Origin of the sequence: Kaistia defluvii, assembly GCF_040548815.1 — a bacterium.
In the GTDB taxonomy this organism is placed as follows: Bacteria; Pseudomonadota; Alphaproteobacteria; order Rhizobiales; family Kaistiaceae; genus Kaistia; species Kaistia defluvii_A.
Genome location: NZ_JBEPSM010000001.1, coordinates 1,207,306 through 1,227,959, shown reverse-complemented (window position 1 = coordinate 1,227,959; position 20,654 = coordinate 1,207,306). Strand labels below are relative to the sequence as shown.

22 protein-coding genes are annotated in these 20,654 nt (G+C 64.7%); 13 read left to right on the top strand and 9 right to left on the bottom strand.

The features are described from left to right. Positions 1-90: 90 nt before the first annotated feature. Entirely contained in the window at positions 91-2,247 is a 2,157-nt protein-coding gene (locus ABIE08_RS05805; protein WP_354549393.1) for a lytic transglycosylase domain-containing protein, read from the bottom strand. Positions 2,248-2,552: 305 nt separating this feature from the next. Between ABIE08_RS05805 and dapA the strand changes: the two genes are divergently transcribed. Together dapA and smpB are read left to right on the top strand one after the other, a co-directional pair. After that, positions 2,553-3,428: a 4-hydroxy-tetrahydrodipicolinate synthase gene (gene dapA, locus ABIE08_RS05800; RefSeq protein WP_354549392.1), complete on the top strand. Its 876-nt coding sequence runs from the start codon at positions 2,553-2,555 to the stop codon at positions 3,426-3,428. 11 nt (positions 3,429-3,439) lie between these two features. Further along, positions 3,440-3,916 carry an SsrA-binding protein SmpB gene (gene smpB, locus ABIE08_RS05795; RefSeq protein WP_354549391.1) on the top strand — a complete coding sequence of 159 codons (477 nt, stop codon included), beginning with the start codon at positions 3,440-3,442 and terminating at the stop codon, positions 3,914-3,916. A gap of 189 nt (positions 3,917-4,105) precedes the next feature. Here the strand turns inward: smpB and ABIE08_RS05790 are convergent, their stop codons facing one another. From ABIE08_RS05790 to ABIE08_RS05780, 3 genes are all read right to left on the bottom strand, one after another. Beyond that, entirely contained in the window at positions 4,106-5,302 is a 1,197-nt protein-coding gene (locus ABIE08_RS05790) for a porin (RefSeq protein WP_354549389.1), read from the bottom strand. 575 nt (positions 5,303-5,877) lie between these two features. After that, positions 5,878-6,528: a uracil-DNA glycosylase gene (locus ABIE08_RS05785; protein ID WP_354549388.1), complete on the bottom strand. Its 651-nt coding sequence runs from the start codon at positions 6,526-6,528 to the stop codon at positions 5,878-5,880. Between the two features lie 47 nt (positions 6,529-6,575). Further along, positions 6,576-7,178 carry a LabA-like NYN domain-containing protein gene (locus tag ABIE08_RS05780; protein ID WP_354549387.1) on the bottom strand — a complete coding sequence of 201 codons (603 nt, stop codon included), beginning with the start codon at positions 7,176-7,178 and terminating at the stop codon, positions 6,576-6,578. A 255-nt stretch (positions 7,179-7,433) separates the two neighbouring features. On the opposite strand from ABIE08_RS05780, the gene rpoZ reads away from it, so the two are divergent. From rpoZ to era, 9 genes are all read left to right on the top strand, one after another. Next, the gene (gene rpoZ, locus ABIE08_RS05775; RefSeq protein WP_266332523.1) at positions 7,434-7,808 is read left to right on the top strand and encodes a DNA-directed RNA polymerase subunit omega; all 375 of its coding nucleotides are present in this window, start codon (positions 7,434-7,436) and stop codon (positions 7,806-7,808) included. Positions 7,809-7,930: 122 nt separating this feature from the next. Beyond that, positions 7,931-10,138: a RelA/SpoT family protein gene (locus tag ABIE08_RS05770; protein WP_354549385.1), complete on the top strand. Its 2,208-nt coding sequence runs from the start codon at positions 7,931-7,933 to the stop codon at positions 10,136-10,138. 40 nt (positions 10,139-10,178) lie between these two features. Beyond that, the gene (gene pyrE, locus ABIE08_RS05765; RefSeq protein ID WP_354549384.1) at positions 10,179-10,757 is read left to right on the top strand and encodes an orotate phosphoribosyltransferase; all 579 of its coding nucleotides are present in this window, start codon (positions 10,179-10,181) and stop codon (positions 10,755-10,757) included. A 16-nt stretch (positions 10,758-10,773) separates the two neighbouring features. Then, entirely contained in the window at positions 10,774-11,340 is a 567-nt protein-coding gene (locus ABIE08_RS05760; RefSeq protein ID WP_354549383.1) for a DUF2062 domain-containing protein, read from the top strand. Between the two features lie 29 nt (positions 11,341-11,369). Continuing rightward, positions 11,370-12,134, top strand: a complete 765-nt coding sequence (locus tag ABIE08_RS05755; protein ID WP_354549382.1) for a pyridoxine 5'-phosphate synthase — start codon at positions 11,370-11,372, stop codon at positions 12,132-12,134. Then, complete coding sequence (gene acpS, locus ABIE08_RS05750; RefSeq protein WP_354549380.1) at positions 12,131-12,535, top strand: holo-ACP synthase; 405 nt, start codon at positions 12,131-12,133, stop codon at positions 12,533-12,535. The genes ABIE08_RS05755 and acpS overlap by 4 nt, the downstream gene beginning before the upstream one ends. Positions 12,536-12,694: 159 nt before the next feature. Further along, positions 12,695-13,450, top strand: coding sequence for a signal peptidase I (lepB, locus tag ABIE08_RS05745; protein WP_354549379.1), 756 nt, complete (start codon positions 12,695-12,697; stop codon positions 13,448-13,450). A 20-nt stretch (positions 13,451-13,470) separates the two neighbouring features. Beyond that, positions 13,471-14,169: a ribonuclease III gene (rnc, locus tag ABIE08_RS05740; RefSeq protein ID WP_354549378.1), complete on the top strand. Its 699-nt coding sequence runs from the start codon at positions 13,471-13,473 to the stop codon at positions 14,167-14,169. Continuing rightward, on the top strand, positions 14,159-15,082 hold the full coding sequence (gene era, locus ABIE08_RS05735; protein WP_354549376.1) for a GTPase Era: 924 nt from the start codon (positions 14,159-14,161) through the stop codon (positions 15,080-15,082). Before rnc ends, era begins: the two co-directional genes overlap by 11 nt. A gap of 58 nt (positions 15,083-15,140) precedes the next feature. On the opposite strand, the gene ABIE08_RS05730 is transcribed toward era, so the two are convergent. The 5 genes from ABIE08_RS05730 to xth form a co-directional block, all read right to left on the bottom strand. Further along, positions 15,141-15,854: a helix-turn-helix transcriptional regulator gene (locus ABIE08_RS05730; protein ID WP_354549375.1), complete on the bottom strand. Its 714-nt coding sequence runs from the start codon at positions 15,852-15,854 to the stop codon at positions 15,141-15,143. 5 nt (positions 15,855-15,859) lie between these two features. Next, positions 15,860-16,162 (bottom strand): hypothetical protein, encoded by a 303-nt coding sequence (locus ABIE08_RS05725; protein WP_354549374.1) that lies wholly within the window; start codon positions 16,160-16,162, stop codon positions 15,860-15,862. A gap of 88 nt (positions 16,163-16,250) precedes the next feature. Then, entirely contained in the window at positions 16,251-17,300 is a 1,050-nt protein-coding gene (locus ABIE08_RS05720) for a DUF2332 domain-containing protein (protein ID WP_354549372.1), read from the bottom strand. Positions 17,301-17,311: 11 nt separating this feature from the next. Beyond that, on the bottom strand, positions 17,312-17,725 hold the full coding sequence (locus ABIE08_RS05715; RefSeq protein WP_354551595.1) for a GFA family protein: 414 nt from the start codon (positions 17,723-17,725) through the stop codon (positions 17,312-17,314). Positions 17,726-17,730: 5 nt separating this feature from the next. Continuing rightward, on the bottom strand, positions 17,731-18,513 hold the full coding sequence (gene xth, locus ABIE08_RS05710) for an exodeoxyribonuclease III (protein WP_354549371.1): 783 nt from the start codon (positions 18,511-18,513) through the stop codon (positions 17,731-17,733). Between the two features lie 135 nt (positions 18,514-18,648). Here xth and ABIE08_RS05705 point away from each other — a divergent pair, with 135 nt between their 5' ends. Together ABIE08_RS05705 and ABIE08_RS05700 are read left to right on the top strand one after the other, a co-directional pair. Continuing rightward, on the top strand, positions 18,649-19,074 hold the full coding sequence (locus tag ABIE08_RS05705) for an OsmC family protein (protein ID WP_354549370.1): 426 nt from the start codon (positions 18,649-18,651) through the stop codon (positions 19,072-19,074). Between the two features lie 90 nt (positions 19,075-19,164). Then, the gene (locus tag ABIE08_RS05700) at positions 19,165-20,652 is read left to right on the top strand and encodes an AMP nucleosidase (RefSeq protein WP_354549368.1); all 1,488 of its coding nucleotides are present in this window, start codon (positions 19,165-19,167) and stop codon (positions 20,650-20,652) included. The last annotated feature ends 2 nt before the right edge of the window (positions 20,653-20,654 follow it).

Sequence of the window (20,654 nt, the reverse complement as noted above, 5' to 3'; positions counted from 1 at the left end):
TCCCGTCACGGCGAGCCGCGAGGGCGTCCGACATTCCGGTGCTGTGCTGGTTCAGACGGCGGAGCGTGCCCCGCCGTCCTTCGATCAAGGCTAGCCGCGGCCGCCGCGATTGAGGTCGCGGTTGATGACGAGGGCCGGCTCGCCCAGCCGGGCGCGGTAAACCTGCAGGTTTTCCATGCAGCGCATCACGTAATTGCGCGTCTCGCTGAACGGGATCCGCTCGATCCAGTCGACCGCATCGACATTGGGATCGCGCGGGTCGCCATATTGCTGAACCCATTTCGAGACGCGGCTGCGGCCGGCGTTATAGGCCGCGAACGACATGATGTAGGAGCCGTTGAAGCCGCCGACGAGTTCGGCCAGATGCGCCGCGCCGATGGTGGCGTTGTAGCCGGCATCGGTGGTGAGGCGATCGAGCGAATAGGGCATGCCGGCCGCCTTGGCGACGACCTTGGCCGTGGCCGGCATCAGCTGCAGAAGGCCGCGTGCGCCGGCATGGCTGACGGCGCTCGGATTGAACGCGCTTTCCTGCCGAGCGATGGCATAGACGATCGACTTCTCGATGCTGGTGGTCTTGACCGAGCGCGGGATCGCGGCGGTCGGGAAGGCCAGGGTCTCGACCGGCAGGCCACGCACATAGGCCTTCTTGCCGACCTGGAGCGCGAGCTGATGGTCGCCGCGCTTCTCGGCCATCTGGGCGAGCAGGGCGACTTCGGTCGGGTTGGTCAGCGTGTCGGCCAGGCGGACATAGAACTGCCGGGCGCGGTCCGCATAGCCGGCGGCGGCGAGGCGTTGGGCGGCCTGCACCATCGGGCGGGAGTTGAAGCGCTGCCGCGTGGCGCTGTCGGACGCCCGCGGCGACGACAGGGTGAGCTGCTTCATGCCGAGCTTCGCCGAGGCGAGCTGGCCGTAGAAGGTGGTCGGATAGGCGGCGGCGAGGCGGTACTGCGCCTGAGCCTCGCCCCGTTCGCCCATCGCCTCGGCGGTGCGGCCAAGCCAATATTCGGCGCGCGACTGGCTAAGCGGCATGGTCGAGGCGGCCTGGATCGCCTGGAAATGGCGTCGGGCAACGGCCGGGTTATTCAGGAAGCGCAGCGCATACCAGCCGGCATGGAACTCGGCGTCGGCCTGGTTGGTGCTCGATTCCGCAGCGTGCTCTGCCACCAGCTTGTAGGCAAGCTTCGGGTTGCCGAGGTCCAGCAGCTCGCGCGACAGCACGCGCCGCTCGATCCACCACGCATCCGGGTCGACCAGCGAGGCGCCGTCGCGCGGCGCGGTCAGCATCAGGGCCGCAGCCTCCTGGTACTTCTCGCTGCGACGCAGATACTGCACCTTCGAATAGATGTAGCCCGGATCCTTCTTGAGGCGGGCAGGGACCTTCGCCAGGAGGTCGGCCGTGTTCTTGGACTTGCGGATGACGGCGGCGCGGGCGGCAGCCAGCTGGCGCTGATCAGCGCTGAGTAACTTGGAAACGGCGAGCCCTTCATCGGCATCATTGTCGTAGAAGAACTTGTCCATCCGCGCCTTGTGGTCGGCGGCGGTCAGCAGCGAGCCGAACTCCGAGAGAAGCGTGGCCTCGGTGCTCTGCGAGAAGGAATCCTTGCGCCATTTCGGGCGGATCAGCGCGGCGGCGTCGCTCGTGCGACCGGCACTCACATAGGCGCGCGCCAGCAGCAGCATGCCCTCGTCCGAGCCGGGCTTGGTGCCACCGAAGGCGGAGATGACGGTGGCGGGGGCTGCCTTCATGCGCAGGAGGGCCTGTTCGGCACGACGGCGCAGGAGCGCCTGTCCCGGCCAGTCCGGCAGGTCGAGCGTCACCTGGGTGATCTGCGAGACCGAGACATCAGGGCTGCCGCTCTGCGCCACCAGCCAGGCGACGATGCTCTGGTTGGTGCGGTCGGGCATCATCCGGGCCAGCGCCTGAGCCTTGCCGATCTGTCCGCTGTCGATGAGCTTCAGCGCGGCCTCGAGACCCAGCTGGTTGGGTGAGAAACTTTCGACCAGGTCATTGGCCTGCGAGGCAACGCCTGCCTTGGCGGGACGCGCGGGCCGGGCGACGGGGGTGATGCCCGCCGTGGTGAGATCGTCCGACCCGACGGTCGAACCGCGGCTCGGATTGGTACGCGGGACGGGCGTCGATTGGGCCAGGGCGTCGCCAACGATCCCGAGGCTGATCAGCGCGCAAGCGGCGACCTGCGTCAGCATTCCGATGCGACGTTGCAAGCTGCGGTCCGCTTTCACGATCATGTCGTCCTCACTCGTTGTCTCACCGCGCCCATGCGCAGCACACTCATGTACAGGTAGGCTGTCGTCGCGATGACTTGCGTCATCAGCGTGGCGCCTGATCCATCTGCTCCGACCTTACGGTCGTCATGGTGAACAAAGGCTTGACGCAGGCTTTGACCGATGCGCGGGTTCTTGCTCTGCCCAAGGGCAACGACTATGTTCGCCGCCCAAGATAGAGCAAAAAACAGAACATGTTGGACCAAACCGCGGCCGATCATAGTCGGCGCGGAATTCGGCCAATTGACGGCAAAAGGTGGAAGAGCGCGATGTTCAAGGGTTCGATCACGGCCATGGTCACCCCGATGCGGGAGAACGCGGTCGACGAAGACGCGCTGCGTTCCTTCATCGATTGGCAGATCGGCGAGGGCACGCATGGTCTCGTGCCGGTTGGCACGACGGGCGAGAGCCCGACCCTTTCGCATGCCGAACACAAGCGGGTCGTCGAGGTCACCATCGAGGTGGCCGCCGGCCGCGTGCCGGTGATTGCCGGCGCCGGTTCGAACAACACGGCAGAAGCGATCGACCTTGCCCGCCATGCCGAGCAGGCGGGCGCGGACGCCGTACTGGTCGTCACTCCCTATTACAACAAGCCCAACCAGGAGGGCTTGTATCAGCACTACAAGGCGATCAATGACGCCATCGGCATCCCGATCATCATCTACAACATTCCGCCGCGCTCGATCATCGATATGTCGGTGGAGACGATGGCGCGCCTGTTCGAGCTGAAGAACATTGTCGGCGTCAAGGATGCGACCGCCAAGCTCGACCGCGTCAGCCTGCAGCGCCATGCCATGGGCCCCGACTTCCTGCAGCTTTCGGGCGAGGATGGCACCGCTTTGGCGTTCATGGCGCATGGCGGCCATGGCTGCATCTCGGTCGCGTCGAATGTTGCGCCGCGGCTCTGCGCCGAGTTCCAGGAGGCCTGCATGGCCGGCGATTTCGCCAAGGCTCTGGCCTATCAGGATCGCCTGATGCCGCTGCACAGCGCCATCTTCGTCGAGCCGAACCCGACGGGCGTCAAGTATGCGCTGTCGCTGCTCGGCAAGATGGAGGATCGCGTCCGTCTGCCGCTCGTCGGCATCACCGAATCCACCAAGACCATCATCCGCAGCGCCATGGCGCATGCCGGCTTGGTCAACTGAGGCATTGAATCATGAGTAGCGGCACGGGCGATCCGCGCTATCGGCTTGCCGCCGACAATCGACGCGCACGGTTCGACTACGAGATCGGCGACGTCTTCGAGGCCGGCATCATGCTGACCGGCACGGAGATCAAGTCGCTGCGCGGCGGCCGCAGCACGATCGGCGATTCCTACGCGGCCGAAAAGGGCGGCGAGGTCTGGCTGTATAACGCCTATATCCCGGAATATCTGCAGGCCAACCAGTTCAATCACGAGACCCGCCGGCCGCGAAAGCTGCTGCTGCACAAGAAGGAGATCGCCAAGCTCTCGCAGGCTGTGCAGCGCCAGGGCATGACGATCGTCGCGTTGAAGATATACTTTAACGAGAAGGGCCGGGCCAAGGTCGAGATCGCGCTGGCGCGCGGCAAGAAAGAACACGACAAGCGCCAGACCGAGAAGGCGCGCGACTGGAACCGCGAAAAGGGTCGCCTGATGCGCGACAAGGGCTGACAAGCCCGCTCTGGCAGCTGGATGAAATGCAAAAGCCCGGCCGCGATGCAGTCGGGCTTTTTTGTTGCGCGTCGGCGAACCAAGGCCTGACCACATAAAAAAAGCCCCGCCGCAATGCGGCGGAGCTTTCTAACCTGTACGTCCGGTGGGGAGGGCCACCGGACGCGAGATCGCTGATGCGACCTGGAATTACCAGGAGCGCTTCAGGAACAGGTTGGCCGTCCAGGAGTCGCCCGAAGCGTCAGCAACCGGGGTCTTGACGTCGACGTCCGTGTAGAAGACGTCGGCGACGAGATCGAGACCCTTGACCGGGGTATAGGCGGTGTTGAAGCCAACGCGCCAAGCGTCGATCGTCAGGCCGTCGAGGCTGTCCGAACCGTCAAAGTTGGCGTAGCCGCCCGAGAGCGACGACCAGAGCTGCGGCGTCCAAACGTGCTTGTACGAAGCCAGTGCGCTCCAGCTCGAGCCCGCTGCGACGGAGAAGAGGTTGTCGTCTACGCCCAGCGCGCCGACCACCGAGGTTCCGCCGGAGATGCCGGTAAACGAGTTGGCATTGTCACCATAGGCTGCCGACACGAAGAAGCGATCGCCTGCGGAGACGTTGTCGAGAGCGATCTCGAGGCCGCCACCGATGGCCCAGCCGGCCTTGCCTTCGCCGGTGATGATGTCGGCTGCCGAATTCGTGTAAGCACCGGCAACCTTCGCACTGAAGATGCCCGACGAGTAGGTCAGAGCGGCGATGATGTCCGGAATGTTGTCATTGCCGAGGTCTTCATTGATATACGCGTACGAGCCGCGATCGCGCTGATCTTCCACCGACAGCGACAGACCGAATCCGTTGACGGCATAGGTCAGCTGGATGTGGTCGGTGGTCGAATCCGAACCGAACATGCCGGTGTCGTCATAGCCGCGGCCGAAGTCGAACAGCGACGTGAAGTAACCAGCCTTGATCGGGCCGAGCTCGAGATAGGCGCTGTCGACATATGCCGAATTCGTCGAGGTGTTGATGTAGTCGGCCAGATCGCTGCCCTGGCCAGCGTCGTTGCCGGTCTTGGCGCGCATGTCGATGAAGCCGGTCAGGTTACCGTATTCGGTGACCGACGAGGCCGTCAGCTGGATCGAGACTTCCGTGTAGAAGTTGCCCCAGTTGTTGTTCGAGCTGTTCAGGCCACCGAAGTCGCCGCCGCCGAAGTTCGTGCCGAACTCGACGTAGCCGCCGACCTTGATGCAGGTGTCGGTGCCGGGGGAGTAGAAGAAGCCCGCGCCGAACGCGTCGCAGACCTTCACATAGTCAACCGGCTCGGCGACGGTGAGATCGGCCGCCTGGGCGCCGCCAGCGAGCACGATTGCTGCGGCGGAGCCGAGCAGAAGGGACTTAAAGTTCATTACCTGACCTCTGGTTGTCAGGGGATCGGAAGGCGGTCTGCTTGCCTTCGGTCCGCACTGTGTCCAGCGCGCCGAAAGGGGCGTCCCCGTGCCTCATTCCCCCAGCCAATGAGCTGTCCGCGACCCCCCATGGGAAACGGACAGGACTTTCTCCAAATCACTCGTAGAAAGTGAAATGAACTTACCCATCCAGATGATTCACGTAACTCAAAAACAGCCGCATCTCCGATATGGAGTCATGATTGTAAGCTTGAGTTGCTATTTTGCGACAAGGTGCGTTTTGCCTTTTCTGAAGGGGCTGGAAGTCCCGGCGGAAAGCCGCTTGCGGGCTTGTGGAAGAACGCCTTTGGCAAGGCGTTTCGCGAAGGCGGCGCAGAATGCGGCGCGCCGGGCAGGCCGGGCGAGCCCGATGAGGGCGGCATGGCTCCGCTCACGGTCAGGCCGGTGTCCGGGGAGATAAGGGCGGCAAAGATGGGTTCTTAGGGGGGGGCTCGGGAGGCGCTTACGGCTCCTGGCGGAACCTCACCCTTTGAAGGAAGTGATCGACTGCACCCTCACCCTCGGATTCAGCGGCGTCAGCTGCCGTCGGAATCCAGAAACGCGCGGACGTCGGAAAAGACGGCGCGGAACATTTCCGGCGTGAGCACGCCGGTGTTCGTGTTGTAACGCGAGCAGTGGTAGCTGTCAAAAACGCTAAGTGAACCGATGTTATGCCGTGCGCGATGTCCGAACTTGTGTCGCGACATGCGTTCGCCCAGCGCCACGACAGCGCTGTCATGCGCGATCTTTCCCAGCGCGATGATGGCGCGCAGGCGAGGCATGGTCGCCACCGTGCCGGACAGGAACGTGCGGCAGGTCCGGATCTCGTCGGTCGTCGGCTTATTCTCCGGGGGGACGCAGCGAACGGCATTGGTGATGGCCGTGTCGATCGGCGTCAGGCTGTCGTCGGGCCGCGTCTCGAAGACGCCGCGGGCAAAGCCGAAGTCGAGCATGGTCTGGTAGAGCAGGTCGCCCGCATAGTCGCCGGTGAACGGCCGGCCGGTCCGGTTGGCGCCCCGCAGGCCTGGCGCCAGCCCGACGATCAGCAGCCGGCCTTCCTCAACGCCAAAGGACGGAACCGGCGCATTGTTCCACTCGGGCTGCTTCGCCCGCCACTCTTCGCGAAACGCCACGAGGCGCGGGCAGAGCGGGCAATTGCGCCCGGGATCGGAAGCGGTAAGCGGCACGGGTGTGAAGTCTCGCTAAGGGCGATCGGGATCGAGTTGGGTCGGGCTCAGATCTCGTCCTCGAAGCCGTCCTCGAAGCCGCTGGTTGCCTGCTGGCGCTCCGAGCTGCGGTGTGTGCGCTCGGACGGGTCGCGGCCGATTCGGCTCTGCAGCGTCACGAGATCGATGAAATGGTCCGCCTGGCGGCGAAGCTCATCGGCGATCATCGGCGGCTGGGTCGCGAGCGTCGAGATCACGGAGACCTTGCGACCCTTGCGTTGCACGGCTTCGACCAGCGAGCGGAAATCGCCGTCGCCGGAGAACAGCACGACATGGTCGACGAATTCCGCCACCTCCATCACATGCACGGCGAGCTCGATATCCATGTTGCCCTTGACCTTGCGGCGACCCGCAGCGTCGAAAAACTCCTTGGTCGGTTTGGTCACGACCGTGTAGCCATTATAGTCGAGCCAGTCGATCAGCGGGCGGATCGAGGAGTACTCCTGATCTTCCGACAGCGCCGTATAGTAGTAGGCGCGCATCAGGTAGCCCTTGCTCTGGAACTCGCCGAGCAGCTTCTTGTAGTCGATGTCGAAGGCGAGGGACTTGGCGGTGGCGTAGAGATTCGCGCCATCGATGAACAGGGCGATTTTTTCGCGAGCGTCAAACATGTTCAATATCCATAATGAAAAGGGATAGCGGCATTAGCGGCCCCAACGGGCCGACTCGAAGCAGGCAATCCCGCATCAATATAGCCTCGCCGCCTTGCCAGCAAACAATTCGCCGTGTTCGATTGCGGGCGCCTAGCCATGACATCCGGCGCGTGCACGGGGGCAGGGCAGGCTGTATAATCTCTTGCATTCGGAAGCCCGCGCACTTATTCATGCGCGCTTGAACCCCAGACTTTTCCGAACAGGAGACCTGACATGGCGCGCGTCACCGTGGAAGATTGCGTCGACAAGGTCGAGAACCGCTTCGAACTGGTGCTCCTTGCCGGCCATCGCGCTCGCATGATCGCCAGCGGCTCGCCGCTGACCATCGCCCGCGACAACGACAAGAACCCCGTCGTCGCTCTGCGCGAGATCGCTGACGAGACCGTCCATCCCGACGATCTCAAGGAAGACCTGATCCATTCCCTGCAGAAGTACGTCGAGGTCGACGAGCCCGAGCAGGATATGCAGCTTCTCGCCGAGGATTCTTCGGACGAGGACAATGGCGTCGCCTTCGACCGCATGTCGGAAGAAGAGCTGCTGCGCGGCCTCGAGAACATGGTCCCGCCGGATAAGCAGGACGACTTCTAAGGCACAACGTCGCGCCGCGGCCAAACCGCTTGTCGTTTGGCCGCGCTCGCTATCCTATATGAACGGGTAGCCATCCGGCCGGGTCATTCCCGGCCTATTCGCGTGCCTTCGGATATAGCGCCATGATGCGCCAGTATGAACTCCTCGAGCGTGTCCAACGGTACAACCCGCAGGCCGACGAGGGGCTTTTGAACAAGGCCTATGTCTATGCCATGCAGAAGCATGGCTCGCAGCGGCGCGCCAATGGCGACCCCTACTTTTCGCATCCGCTCGAAGTCGCCGGCATCCTCACCGATCTGAAGCTCGACGACGCCACCATCGCGGTGGCGCTGCTGCATGACACCATTGAGGACACGGACGCAACGCGTTCGGAAATCGACGGCATGTTCGGCGAGGATATCGGCCGGCTGGTCGAGGGCCTCACCAAGATCAAGCGCCTCGATCTGGTGACCAAGAAGGCCGCGCAGGCCGAGAATTTCCGCAAGCTCCTGCTCGCCATCTCGGAAGACGTGCGCGTGCTGCTGGTGAAGCTGGCCGACCGGCTCCACAACATGCGCACGCTGCACTTCATGCCGGAGGAGAAGCGCGGCCGGATCGCCGAGGAAACGCTGGAGATCTATGCGCCGCTGGCCGGCCGCATGGGCATGCACGACATGCGCGAGGAGCTGGAAGAGCTCGCCTTCGCGGTCGTCAATCCGGAAGCGCATCTCGCCGTCACCAGCCGGCTCGCCGAGGTGCGAACCCGCAACGAGAGCCTGATCGAGGCGATCGAGAAGGACCTGCGCGAGAAGCTTGAGAAGCACGGCATGAAGGCCAAGGTCTTCGGCCGCACCAAGCGCCCCTATTCCATTTTCCGGAAGATGGAACGCAAGGCGATCTCGTTCGAGCAGCTTTCCGACATCATCGGCTTCCGCGTCATTCTCGAGACGACGGCGGAGTGCTATGCGGCGCTTGGCATCGTCCATACGACCTGGCCGACCGTGCCCGGTCGGTTCAAGGACTACATCTCGACGCCGAAGCAGAACGACTACCGCTCGATCCACACCACCGTGGTCGGCCCTGGCCGCCAGCGCGTCGAGCTGCAGATCCGCACGCGCGAGATGGATGACGTCGCCGAATACGGCATCGCCGCGCATGCGCTCTACAAGGACAAGGGCAACGGCAATCTTTCCGACGAGAGCCGCGCCTATACCTGGCTGCGCCGCACCGTCGAGATGCTGGCCGAGGGCGATACGCCGGAAGAGTTCCTGGAGAACACCAAGCTCGAGCTGTTCCACGACCAGGTGTTCTGCTTCACGCCGAAGGGGCGGCTGATCGCACTGCCGCGCGGCGCGACGCCGATCGACTTCGCCTATGCGGTACATACCGACATTGGCGACACCTGCGTCGGCTGCAAGATCAACGGCCGGATGATGCCGCTGACCACCGAGCTGCATAATGGCGACGAGGTCGAGATCATCTGCTCCAAGGCGCAGGTGCCGCCGCCGGCCTGGGAATCGATCGCCATCACCGGCAAGGCGCGCGCCTCGATCCGCCGCGCCGCCCGCACCGCGATCCGCAAGCAATATGCCGGCCTCGGCCGCAAGATCGTCGAGCGCGCCTTCGAGCGGGCAGGGCGCGATTTCTCCGAAGATCGCCTGAAGGCCGCGCTGCCGCGCCTGGCGCAGCAGAACATCGAGGACATGCTGGCCTCCGTCGGCCGGGGCGAAATCCCGTCCGTCAATGTGCTGAAGGCCGTCTATCCCGATCACAAGGAAGAGCGCGCCGCCGTGCCCAAGGGCGGCAACGGCATGGGCGGCGAGCCCGGCTGGTTCGGCCTCAAGAAGGGCTCCGGCATGATGTTCCGCGTGCCGAACGGGGAAAGCCAGGCCGAACTACCGGCCATCCCGATTCGCGGCCTGCATGGCGACATGCCGGTTCGCTTCGCGCCGGAAGCCGGCGCGGTGCCGGGCGACCGGATCGTCGGCATCATGACGCCGGGCGAGGGGATCACGATCTATCCGATCCAGTCGCCGGCCCTGAAGGATTTTGACGACGAGCCCGATCGCTGGCTGGACGTGCGCTGGGATATCGACGCAGCCAATCGCGAGCGTTTCCCGGCCCGCATCGAGGTGACGGCAATCAACGAACCCGGCACGCTGGCGCAGATCGCCCAGATCATCGCCGACAATGACGGCAACATCTCGAACCTGCGGATCGTGAAGAGCGCACCGGACTTCTCGGAACTGGCCATCGATCTGGAAGTATGGGATCTCAAGCACCTCAACCGCCTCTTGAGCGATCTTCGCGAGCGTCACGTCGTCAGCGCGGCAAGCCGCGTGAATGCCTGATGCCGATGATCGCAGCGACTAGACCTGGACTGGACACAGAATGAACCAAGCCGAAATCCTCGACGTCTTCCGCGAATCCGGCGCTCTACTCGAGGGGCATTTCATCCTGAGTTCCGGCCTGCGCAGTCCGATCTTCCTGCAGAAGGCGCGCGTCTTCATGTATCCGGACCGGACCGAGCGGCTGTGCAAGGCGCTGGCCGAGAAGATCCGGGAGTCGGGCGTCGACTTCGATCTCGTCGTGTCGCCGGCTTTGGGCGGCCTGATCCCCGGCTATGAGACCGCGCGCCATCTCGGCGTGCCCGCCATGTGGGTGGAGCGCGAGCAGGGCGAATTCCGGCTGCGTCGTTTCGAACTGCCCGCCAATGCCAGGATTCTCGTCGTCGAGGATATCGTCAGCACCGGACTTTCGATCCGCGAGACGATCACCGCGATCCGCGCCATTGGCGGCGATGTTGTCGCCGCCGCCTGTCTGATCGACCGCTCGGACGGCGAGGCCGAGGTGGGCGTGCCGCTGATTTCGCTGACGCGCTACAAGGTGCCGGCCTATCCGGTCGATCAACTGCCGCCGGAGCTCGCCGCCATCCCGCCCGTCAAGCCCGGCAGCCGCAGCCTGGCCTGAGGCCGAAGCCCCCATCATGCTCTTCCGTCGCCGCCGCCCGCTCAAGTTTCATCAGAAGCTGAACCACTTCATGTGGCCGAAGGGCGGGTGGTCGCGAGCGCTTCGGTACTATGGCAAGCGGCTGCTGCGCCTGTCCGGCTCGCCCCATTCCATCGCGGCCGGCTTTGCCTCCGGCGTGGCGCTGGCGATGACGCCATTCATCGGCTTCCACTATCTGCTCTGCTTCGTCGTCGCCTTCCTCGTCCGGGGCAATGTGCTCGCGGCCGTGCTCGGCACGACGATCGGCAATCCGCTGACCTTCCCGCTGATCTGGGTCGGTACCTACGAGACGGGAAGCCTGATTCTCGGCTGGTTCGGCATGGCGCCGGAGAAGCTCGACTTCCACGATCTCCGCCACAAGCTGCTGACCGAATCATGGCGCGAGATCTGGCCGATCATCGAGCCGATGCTGGTCGGCGCGGTCCCGCTCGCTTTGGTATTTGGCGGGCTTTCCTACGTCCTGGTCTATATCGCGGCGCAGAGTTTCCAATCGTCGCGCCGCCAGCGCTTTGCGGTTCGGCGCGGCGCACTGCATGGTAAGTGACGACCGCATCGAGTGAGGGAAAATACGCCGTGACTGTCCGCAATGAGCTGCGACTTGGGATCAACGTCGACCACGTCGCCACCATCCGCAATGCGCGGGGCGGGGTGCATCCCGATCCGGTGCGCGCGGCAGTCCTCGCGGCGGCGGCTGGCGCCGATGGAATCACCGCGCATCTGCGCGAGGATCGGCGCCATATCATCGACAGCGACATCGATCGTCTGCGCGCCGAGATCGCCCTGCCGCTCAATTTCGAGATGGCCGCGACCCGCGAAATGGTCGACATCGCCCTGCGCGTCCAGCCGCATGCCGTCTGCCTGGTGCCGGAGCGGCGCGAGGAGCGGACGACCGAAGGCGGGCTGGATGCCGCCGGCCAGCTCGCGCATCTCGTGCCCTTGGTCCGGGAACTCAACTCGGCCAAGATCCGCGTGTCCCTCTTCATCGCCGCCGATCGGCAGCAGATCGACGCCGCGCTGGCGCTCGGAGCGCCGGTGGTGGAACTGCATACCGGCACCTATTGCGAGGCCTTCCTGGAAGGCCCCGAGGCGTTCGAGCGCGAGCGGGCCCGGATCGAGGACGCGGCGCACTATGGTGCCAAGTTCGGGATCGAGATCCATGCGGGACATGGGCTGAACTACGATACGGTCAAGCCGATCGCCGCCATTCCGGTCATCCGCGAACTGAATATCGGCCATTTCCTGATCGGCGAGGCGGTGTTCGTCGGGCTCGAGCAGTCGATCCGCACCATGCGCGCGCTGATGGACGAGGGGCGGGAAGCGGCGGAGGCTCAGTCGTGATTCTGGGCCTTGGCAGTGACCTGATCGATATCCGCCGCGTGGAGAAGACGCTGGAGCGGTTTGGCACGCGCTTCACCCAGCGCGTGTTCACGGAAATCGAGCAGAAGAAGTCCGACCGCCGGGCCGAGCGCGCCGCCTCTTATGCCAAGCGCTTTGCCGCCAAGGAGGCGTGCTCCAAGGCGTTGGGAACCGGCCTCAACCATGGCGTCTTCTGGCGCGACATGGGCGTCGTCAACCTGCCCAGCGGCAAGCCGACCATGGCGCTGACGGGCGGCGCGGCCGCGCAGCTGGAGAAGATGATGCCGGCAAATCATCACGCCGCGATCCACCTGACCATCACGGACGATTATCCCCTGGCGCAGGCCTTCGTGATCATCGAAGCGCTGCCGGATCCGGCCTGATTCCCGCGCGGCTCTGGCGCTCGCAGGAGGGTTGGGCCGTGCAATGCCGATGCAATTTCGAGGCGAGGCGGGGGCACGCGTTGCGCTGATGTCACCGACTCGGTATGAACCAACCTCCGCCAGACGGCGAACTGCAAACGAGACGGATCGGAAGGACGCATGAGCGTGGCGGGCGAAAAATACAAGGCCGAGCGCGGCGGCACGGGCGAGACTGTCAAGATCGTCATCAATGCGCTCATCCTGGCGCTCATCGTTCGAACCTTCCTGTTCCAGCCGTTCAATATTCCCTCGGGATCGATGAAGTCGACCTTGCTTGTCGGCGACTATCTGTTCGTCTCGAAATACGCCTATGGCTACAGCAAATACTCCATCCCCTTCGCGCCGGACCTGTTTTCCGGGCGCATCTGGGCGTCCCCGCCGGAGCGCGGCGATGTCGCCGTCTTCAAGCTGCCGCGCGACCCCTCGGTCGACTACATCAAGCGGGTGATCGGCCTGCCGGGCGACAAGATCCAGATGATCGACGGCGTCCTGCAGATCAACGGCACGCCGGTGCCGAAGGAAAAGATCGACGACTACGTCACCAAGGACGAGTTCGGAACCGAGACCCACGTCCCGCGTTACAAGGAAACGCTCCCCAATGGCGTGAGCTATACCGTGCTCGATCTCGATCCGCGTAGTTTCTCAGACGATACGCCGGTCTATGAAGTGCCTCCCGACCACTACTTCATGATGGGCGACAACCGCGACAACTCGACGGATAGTCGAGTGCTCGGCGCGGTGGGCTACGTCCCCTTCGAGAACTTTGTAGGCCGCGCCGGCATGGTGTTCTTCTCCGTCGACGAGGGCGCCCAGGCCTGGCAATTCTGGAAGTGGCCCTGGACCGTGCGTTTTGACCGTCTATTTAAGGTGATCTGAGCTTGGCTTCCGAAGAACCCTTGCAACGTCTCGAGGAGACGATCGGCCACCGGTTTTCCGACCGCAGCCATCTCGTTCGGGCCTTGACGCATGCGAGCGCCGTCGCGGAGAGCCATCTGGCGCATGGCGAAAGCTATCAGCGCCTGGAGTTTCTCGGCGATCGCGTGCTGGCGCTCGTCATCGCCGACATGCTGCTGGCAGCGTTCCCCGAGGCCGACGAAGGCGAACTGGCCCGTCGGCTGACCGGTCTGGTGCGCAATGAAAGCTGCGCCGAAGTGGCGATCGACATCGATCTCGGCCGCTGGATCCACCTTGGCGGCGGCGAAGTGCAGTCGGGAGGGCGGCGCAAGGCGGCGATCCTCGGCGATGTCTGCGAGGCGCTGATCGGTGCGATCTTCGTCGATGGCGGATTGCCGGCGGCGCAGGCCTTCATCGATAGCCACTGGCGCAAGCGCATGCTGAACTGGACGGGCCCGCTTCGGGACGCCAAGACGACATTGCAGGAATGGGTGCAGGGCCGCGGCCTGGCGGCGCCCAAATATGAAATCGCAGAGCGGAGCGGACCGGATCACGCCCCGCATTTTACCGTTGAAGTGAAGATCGAGGGCATGCCGGTTGTCCTCGGTTCGGGTCGTTCAAGACGCGAGGCGGAGCAGAAGGCGGCGACGTCCGTGCTGCTGGCTCAAGGCGTATGGAGAGAAGAAACGCATGGCGTCTGATCTGGTCAATTCCGAGGAGACACCAACCCGCTGCGGGTTTGTCGCGCTGATCGGCGCGCCGAACGCCGGCAAGTCGACGCTCCTCAACCAGCTTGTGGGCACGAAGATCTCGATCGTCACCCACAAGGTGCAGACGACGCGCGCGATCATGCGCGGCATCGCGCTGGAAGGCGCCTCGCAGATCATTTTCGTCGACACGCCCGGCATCTTCCAGCCGAAGCGCCGGCTTGACCGCGCCATGGTGGAGACCGCCTGGGGCGGCGCCAAGGATGCCGACCTGATCGCCGTCCTGATCGACGCCGAGCGCAGCAACAAGGGCGAGACCGCCCAGATCCTCGACAAGGTCGCGGCCATCAAGGGCCCCAAGATCCTCGTCATCAACAAGATCGACACGGTCCCGCACACGTCGCTGCTGGAAATGTCGGCCAAGGCGAATGCGACCGTGAAGTTCGAGCAGACCTTCATGATCTCTGCCCTCAAGGGCCATGGCTGCAAGGACCTGATGACCTATCTCGCCGGCCGCGTGCCGTTGGGTCCCTGGCTCTATCCGGAAGACCAGATCTCCGACCTGCCGATGCGCGCGCTGGCGGCCGAGATCACGCGCGAGAAGATGTTCCTGCGCCTGCATGACGAACTGCCCTACCAGTCGACCGTGGAAACGGAGCTCTGGAAGGACCAGGCGGACGGTTCGACCCGCATCGAGCAGACCATCTATGTCGAGCGCGAGAGCCAGAAGAAGATCGTGATCGGCCACAAGGGCGAGACGATCAAGGGCATCTCCATGGCGGCGCGCACCGAGATCCAGGAGATGGCCGAGCGGCCGGTTCACCTGTTCCTGTTCGTCAAGGTTCGCGAGAATTGGGGCGACGACCCCGAGCGCTATCGCGAGATGGGAATCGAATTCCCGCGCTAGATTTCTTTCGACATCGGAGCGGACCTCGGTTCGCTCCGATTGCTGTTCGGACCAGCTTTCAGGCGCATGACGCGCTCTTGGTCTTGGCCGATTGCTCCTCGCTGAGCCGTTTCATGTAGTCCGCCAGCGTCCGGCCCTTCTCGGGCTTGAAGGCCTCCTCGAGCAGGTTCGCTTCGACGATCCGGTCGAGCCGGAACATGCGGAAATCCTCGCGCAGCTCGCACCACGCCGTCGCCGTCCAGGCATGGCCCCAGGCCTCGATCGCCAGCGGGCGGATCGTGCGCCCGGTCAGGGCTTCGCTGGCGCTGCGATAGCTCAGATGCATCTTGCGCTTTTGCCGGATCGCCTTGCGGAACAGCGCCAGCTGCGCATTGGCGGCGCCGATCAGGGCCGGCGAATTGACCAGCACCGCGTCGCGCCAGATTTCGCCACGGCGTGATTCCGGCAGCACCGCGTCGATCTTGACCAGTGCTTCGCGGGCCGCGGCAGCGAGTTCCGGATCGGCCCAGGCCTCGACGAAGCGGGCGCCCAGCGCCAGCCCCTCCAGCTCTGCCTGCGAGAAGGCGAGGGGCGGCAGCAGCAAGGTTCCGCGCAGGACGTAGCCGACGCCGCGCTCTCCCTCGATCGGCACGCCGGTCGCGACCAGCGCATCGATATCGCGATAGACGGTGCGCACCGACACTTCGAGCTTGTCCGCGATTTCCTGCGCCGTACGCAGGCGGGCGCCGCGCAGCACCTGGACGATCTCGAACAGGCGATCGGCGCGCCGCATGTCCGTCAGCCGGAATAGGCGACGGGGTAATAGCCGCTCTGGAAGGAGGGGCGGTCGATCAGCGCGGAGAAGGCGGCGGCATCCGGATTGCCGGCCAGCCGCTGGCTGGCGGCGCTGGCCGAGGCACGATCGAGCCAATGGACGATCTCCGTCCAACTGCCATCCTCCGCCCGGGCGATGCTGCGGGCGAGGAAGCCACGCTGGCGGCGCAGCACGGTCATCGCGTCGTCGGCGGCGCGGACGAACTGGCGCTCGTCGACACCCGCCAGCAGCGAATAGGAACTGATTTCGAGAACGTTGCGGTTCATGGCGATATCCTCGCGGGACAGTGTCTATCCTGCCAGAATAAAGATACCCAACTGACAGCGTTATGTCAGTTGGGTTCAGCGCCTCACACTAACGTGTCTGCCACTCGACAAAGCGGCCATGGAAGTCGGCACGGGCGATCTCGAGGTCGGTTCCGCCGGGCCAGACCCTGAGTCGGACGCCGGCGGTGTCGCGGCCGTCCGCCTCCATGCGCAGCCAGGCGACCGGGGCCTCGGGCGTCGCTCGCTCTCCGGCATCCTGCATCGTCTGCATGATGGCCTGGCGCGTCGTTTCCGGCAAATATTGCCAGACGATGGTGTGGGCGAGGACCCGCGCGGCGCCGGGGCGGGGCGGCGCGGAAAAGTGTCGGGCGACCCAGGCGGCCGCGTCGGCTTTCTCGACCCGCCACGGCGCCGCAGCCGCCACGTCCAGCGCTGCGCTGGCGCGAGCGAGCCGCTCGGTCTGGTCGGCCCAGACATAGGCAAGCAGGCGCTCTCGATCGGCCGGAAGGCCTGGATCGAGCGGGTTGAGGTCGCAGCCGGCCCGGCTGCGCAATTCGACAGGCGCAGTCGTGTCCGGATTCACACCGCGCCATTCCGAGTGGATGAGCACGGGCGAGTCGGCGGCGCCCCAGCGGTCGCTGCCGAATTCGTACCGGTATCGGTCGAAGCCGAGATTGAGCCCCATGCTGGCGCCGATCTCGTGCCAGTCCAGCGGCAGGCCGAACTCGCTGGCAAGGAGCAGGGCGCTGCCGATAAGCACGGACGAGCGGGCGACCTCGTTGGTCTGCGGCGGGCTGTCGAGCCAGTCATGCAGGAAATCGTCGTGCGACCCGATCGCGTCGATAACCGCCTCCGTGAGCGCCGCCCGATCGACCGGATTGGGGGGATAGGCGGCGGCGAGTCTCGTCGATTTCCCGGCGCGCTTGAGGGCGTGGAATCCGGCGGCCGCGCGGAGCGCGAGCGCATCGGCGAAGGGATCGCCCGGCCAGCCCAGAATGCGGCGGCCGAAGCGGCTGGAATCATCGAGATGCTCGGCAAGGAGCTCGCATATCTCGGCGGTGAAGGGCGAGCCCAGCTTGCGGCTGGAGCCTGCCTGGGATTGAAACGCCTTCAGCAGATCGCCAGCCATCCTTGCCATGATCGTCCTCTTCAGGCGCCCGGTTCGTCGAGATGCGACGGTAGGTCGAGGTCGAAGCCCTTGCTGGCCTCGCGCCGGCTGCCGACCCAGATGTTGTGCTGGACCGGAAATCGGTCCGGCTCGTCGAGGGAGGCGAGTGTCACGTCGACCTTCAACGGGTCGTCCGTGGACGTCATCATCAGCGGCGTGCCGCAGTCGGCGCAGAAATGCCGGCGGCCGGTGGCGGACGATTCGTTGACCGCGGGGTGCCCGGCGGTTAGCTGGAAGGCGCTGGCGTCGAAAGTCGCCCAGGTCAGGAACAGCGCGCCGCCGGCCAGTTGGCACATGCGGCAATGGCAGTGGCAAACGATGCGCGGGGCGCGGTCGATCGTGTAGTGGATGCGGCCGCACAGGCAACCGCCCGTGATCGGCGCCGCGCTCATCACCTGGCTCAAATGCGAAGCTCCACATGGACGGGGACGTGGTCGGACGGCTTGTCCCAGCCGCGGACATGCTTGTCGATGCCGACCGAGACGAGACGGTCCGCCGCCTGCGGCGAGAGCAGCAGATGGTCGATGCGGATGCCGTTGTTCTTCTGGAAGGCGCCGGCCTGGTAGTCCCAGAAGGTGTAGAGGCCACCTTCGTCCGTCGTGGCCCGGAGCGCATCGGTCAGGCCCAGCGTCTCGATGGCGCGGAATGCCTTGCGGGATTCCGGCTGGTAGAGTGCGTCATTGACCCAGAGCGACGGGTCCTTGGCATCGCGCGGCTCGGCGATGACGTTGTAATCGCCGGCGAGCACCAGCGGCTCCTCATAGGTCAGCCGTTCCGTCGCCCAGTTCCGCAGGCGCTCCATCCAGGCGAGCTTGTAGGAAAATTTCGGCGTGTCGATCGGATTGCCGTTCGGCAGATAGAGCGAGACGACGCGCAGCGCGCCGCTTTCCACGGAGAAAACGCCCTCGATGAAGCGGGCATGATCGTCGCCGTCATCGCCCGGCAGGCCGCGATTGACCTCGTCGAAGGGCAGCTTGGACAGCAGGGCGACGCCGTTGAAGCCCTTCTGGCCATGCGTCGCGACATTGTAGCCGAGATCCTCGAAAGCCGAGGTCGGGAAGCCCTCATCGACCGACTTGATCTCCTGCAGGCAGGCAATGTCGGGCGAGGCCTCCTTGAGCCAGGCAAGGGCGGTGTCGATTCGGGCTTTGACGCCGTTGATATTCCAGGTCGCGATCTTCATGCGTGCAGACTAGCCGATCCGCCGCGAGATGCCACCGGGCGGTGCCGATCGCGTTGCATCTTGCACACCTGCCGTCACTGCCTAACTCTAAGGGCTCCGGCAACGGCCGGAGAGGAACGCGCAAAGGAGGCTTGAATGCCGGTCAGGACATCGGACGCAAAGTGGCAGGGTGATCTCAAGAGCGGCAAGGGCACCGTTCACCTTGGCAGCGGCGCCTGGGAAGGACAGTTCAATTTCTCGTCGCGATTCGAGGAAGGCAAGGGCACGAATCCGGAGGAACTGATCGCCGCCGCGCATGCCGGATGCTTCTCGATGGCGCTTTCGGCCGGGCTTTCCGGAGCCGGCTTCACGGTCGAATCCATCGCCACGACGGCGAAGGTGAAGGTCGATCCCGTTTCGGGCGGCTTCGAGATCACCCACATCGATCTCGTGACCGAGGCCAAGGTGCCGGGGATCGACAAGGCGACGTTCGACAAGATCGCCGCCGCTACCAAGGAAGGCTGCCCGGTTTCCAAGGCGCTCAAGGCCGTTCCCATCGACCTGGACGCCAAGCTCGTCTGATTCCCAGCCATTCACCCGATCAATCAGCCGGCGCGCGGCTTGACCGCCTGCGCCGGCTGGCCGACAGTCGCGCCCGAAAGTGGGGGTGACATGAGTACCGATCCCGTGCAGTTCGATACGCCGACGCCGATTGCCAGCGAGACATTCACCGACCCGGACCTGGCGATCGCCAGGTTGGAGGAGATCTACGACCGCCACACGGCGCATCTGCGCGATCGCTTCGACGCGCTGCTGAAGGGGCATCCCCCGATCGGCCGGGTACGGGCCACCTATCCCGAAATCCGCTTCACGACGACCAGCTATGCCAAGATCGACTCGCGTCTGGCTTATGGCCATGTCTCGGGGCCGGGCAGCTATGCCACGACGGTGACGCAGCCGAGCCTGTTCCGGAACTACCTGAAGGAGCAGATCAAGCTGCTCGTCCGCAATCACGGGCTTCCGGTGACGGTCGGGCCCTCCAACCTGCCGATCCCGCTGCACTTTGCCTTCCCGAACGGCGTCCATGTCGAGGGACAGCTGGCGGAAAAGATCGAGCGGCCGCTTCGCGACATGTTCGACGTTCCAGACCTTGCCGTGACGGACGACGCTATCGTCAATGGCACCTTCGAGCCGACGCCGGGCGAGCCCTTGCCGCTGGCGCCCTTCACGGCGCCGCGCATCGACTATTCGCTTTTCCGCCTGGCGCACTACACGGCGACCAGCGCCGAGCATTTCCAGAACTTCGTGCTCTTCACCAACTACCAGTTCTACATCGACGAATTCTGCGTGCGCGCCCGCAAGCTCATGGCGGAAGGCGGCGGCGGCTATGAATGCTTCGTCGAGCCCGGCAATGTGATCACTCCGGCCGGTTCGACGGAACCGGTTTCGGGCATGGCGCCGCCGCGCCTGCCGCAAATGCCGGCCTATCACCTGAAATTCGCCGGCAATGCCGGGCTGACGATGATCAACATCGGCGTCGGGCCTTCCAACGCCAAAACGATCACCGACCACGTCGCCGTGCTGCGTCCGCATGCCTGGTTGATGCTGGGGCACTGCGCGGGCCTTCGCAACACGCAGGCCCTTGGCGACTATGTGCTGGCGCATGGCTATGTGCGCGAGGACCACGTTCTCGACGCCGACCTGCCGAGCTGGATCCCGATCCCGCCGCTCGCCGAGGTGCAGGTGGCGCTGGAGGAAGCGGTCGAGGCCGTGACCGGGCTCGAGGGCTATGACCTCAAGCGGATCATGCGCACGGGGACGGTCGCCACCATCGACAACCGCAACTGGGAACTGCGCGACCACCGCGAGCCGGTGCAGCGCTTCTCGCAGTCGCGCGCCATCGCTCTCGATATGGAATCGGCGACGATCGCGGCCAATGGCTTCCGCTTCCGCGTGCCCTACGGAACGCTGCTCTGCGTTTCGGACAAGCCGTTGCATGGCGAATTGAAGCTGCCGGGCATGGCCTCGGACTTCTATCGCCGCCAGGTCGGCCAGCATCTCGAGATCGGCATCCGCGCCATGGAAAAGCTGCGCGAAATGGCGCCCGAACGGCTCCATTCCCGCAAGCTCCGCAGCTTTACGGAGACCGCGTTCCAGTAGGG

Coding starts and splice junctions, on each gene's coding strand:
- ABIE08_RS05705 (WP_354549370.1), top strand. CDS start 18,649: ATGCCGGTCAGGACATCGGACGCAAAGTGGCAGGGTGATCTCAAGAGC.
- ABIE08_RS05725 (WP_354549374.1), bottom strand. CDS start 16,162: ATGAACCGCAACGTTCTCGAAATCAGTTCCTATTCGCTGCTGGCGGGT.
- pyrE (WP_354549384.1), top strand. CDS start 10,179: ATGAACCAAGCCGAAATCCTCGACGTCTTCCGCGAATCCGGCGCTCTA.
- rpoZ (WP_266332523.1), top strand. CDS start 7,434: ATGGCGCGCGTCACCGTGGAAGATTGCGTCGACAAGGTCGAGAACCGC.
- ABIE08_RS05770 (WP_354549385.1), top strand. CDS start 7,931: ATGATGCGCCAGTATGAACTCCTCGAGCGTGTCCAACGGTACAACCCG.
- smpB (WP_354549391.1), top strand. CDS start 3,440: ATGAGTAGCGGCACGGGCGATCCGCGCTATCGGCTTGCCGCCGACAAT.
- ABIE08_RS05700 (WP_354549368.1), top strand. CDS start 19,165: ATGAGTACCGATCCCGTGCAGTTCGATACGCCGACGCCGATTGCCAGC.
- ABIE08_RS05790 (WP_354549389.1), bottom strand. CDS start 5,302: ATGAACTTTAAGTCCCTTCTGCTCGGCTCCGCCGCAGCAATCGTGCTC.
- ABIE08_RS05730 (WP_354549375.1), bottom strand. CDS start 15,854: ATGCGGCGCGCCGATCGCCTGTTCGAGATCGTCCAGGTGCTGCGCGGC.
- dapA (WP_354549392.1), top strand. CDS start 2,553: ATGTTCAAGGGTTCGATCACGGCCATGGTCACCCCGATGCGGGAGAAC.
- era (WP_354549376.1), top strand. CDS start 14,159: ATGGCGTCTGATCTGGTCAATTCCGAGGAGACACCAACCCGCTGCGGG.
- xth (WP_354549371.1), bottom strand. CDS start 18,513: ATGAAGATCGCGACCTGGAATATCAACGGCGTCAAAGCCCGAATCGAC.
- ABIE08_RS05720 (WP_354549372.1), bottom strand. CDS start 17,300: ATGGCAAGGATGGCTGGCGATCTGCTGAAGGCGTTTCAATCCCAGGCA.
- lepB (WP_354549379.1), top strand. CDS start 12,695: ATGAGCGTGGCGGGCGAAAAATACAAGGCCGAGCGCGGCGGCACGGGC.
- ABIE08_RS05805 (WP_354549393.1), bottom strand. CDS start 2,247: ATGATCGTGAAAGCGGACCGCAGCTTGCAACGTCGCATCGGAATGCTG.
- ABIE08_RS05760 (WP_354549383.1), top strand. CDS start 10,774: ATGCTCTTCCGTCGCCGCCGCCCGCTCAAGTTTCATCAGAAGCTGAAC.
- ABIE08_RS05780 (WP_354549387.1), bottom strand. CDS start 7,178: ATGTTTGACGCTCGCGAAAAAATCGCCCTGTTCATCGATGGCGCGAAT.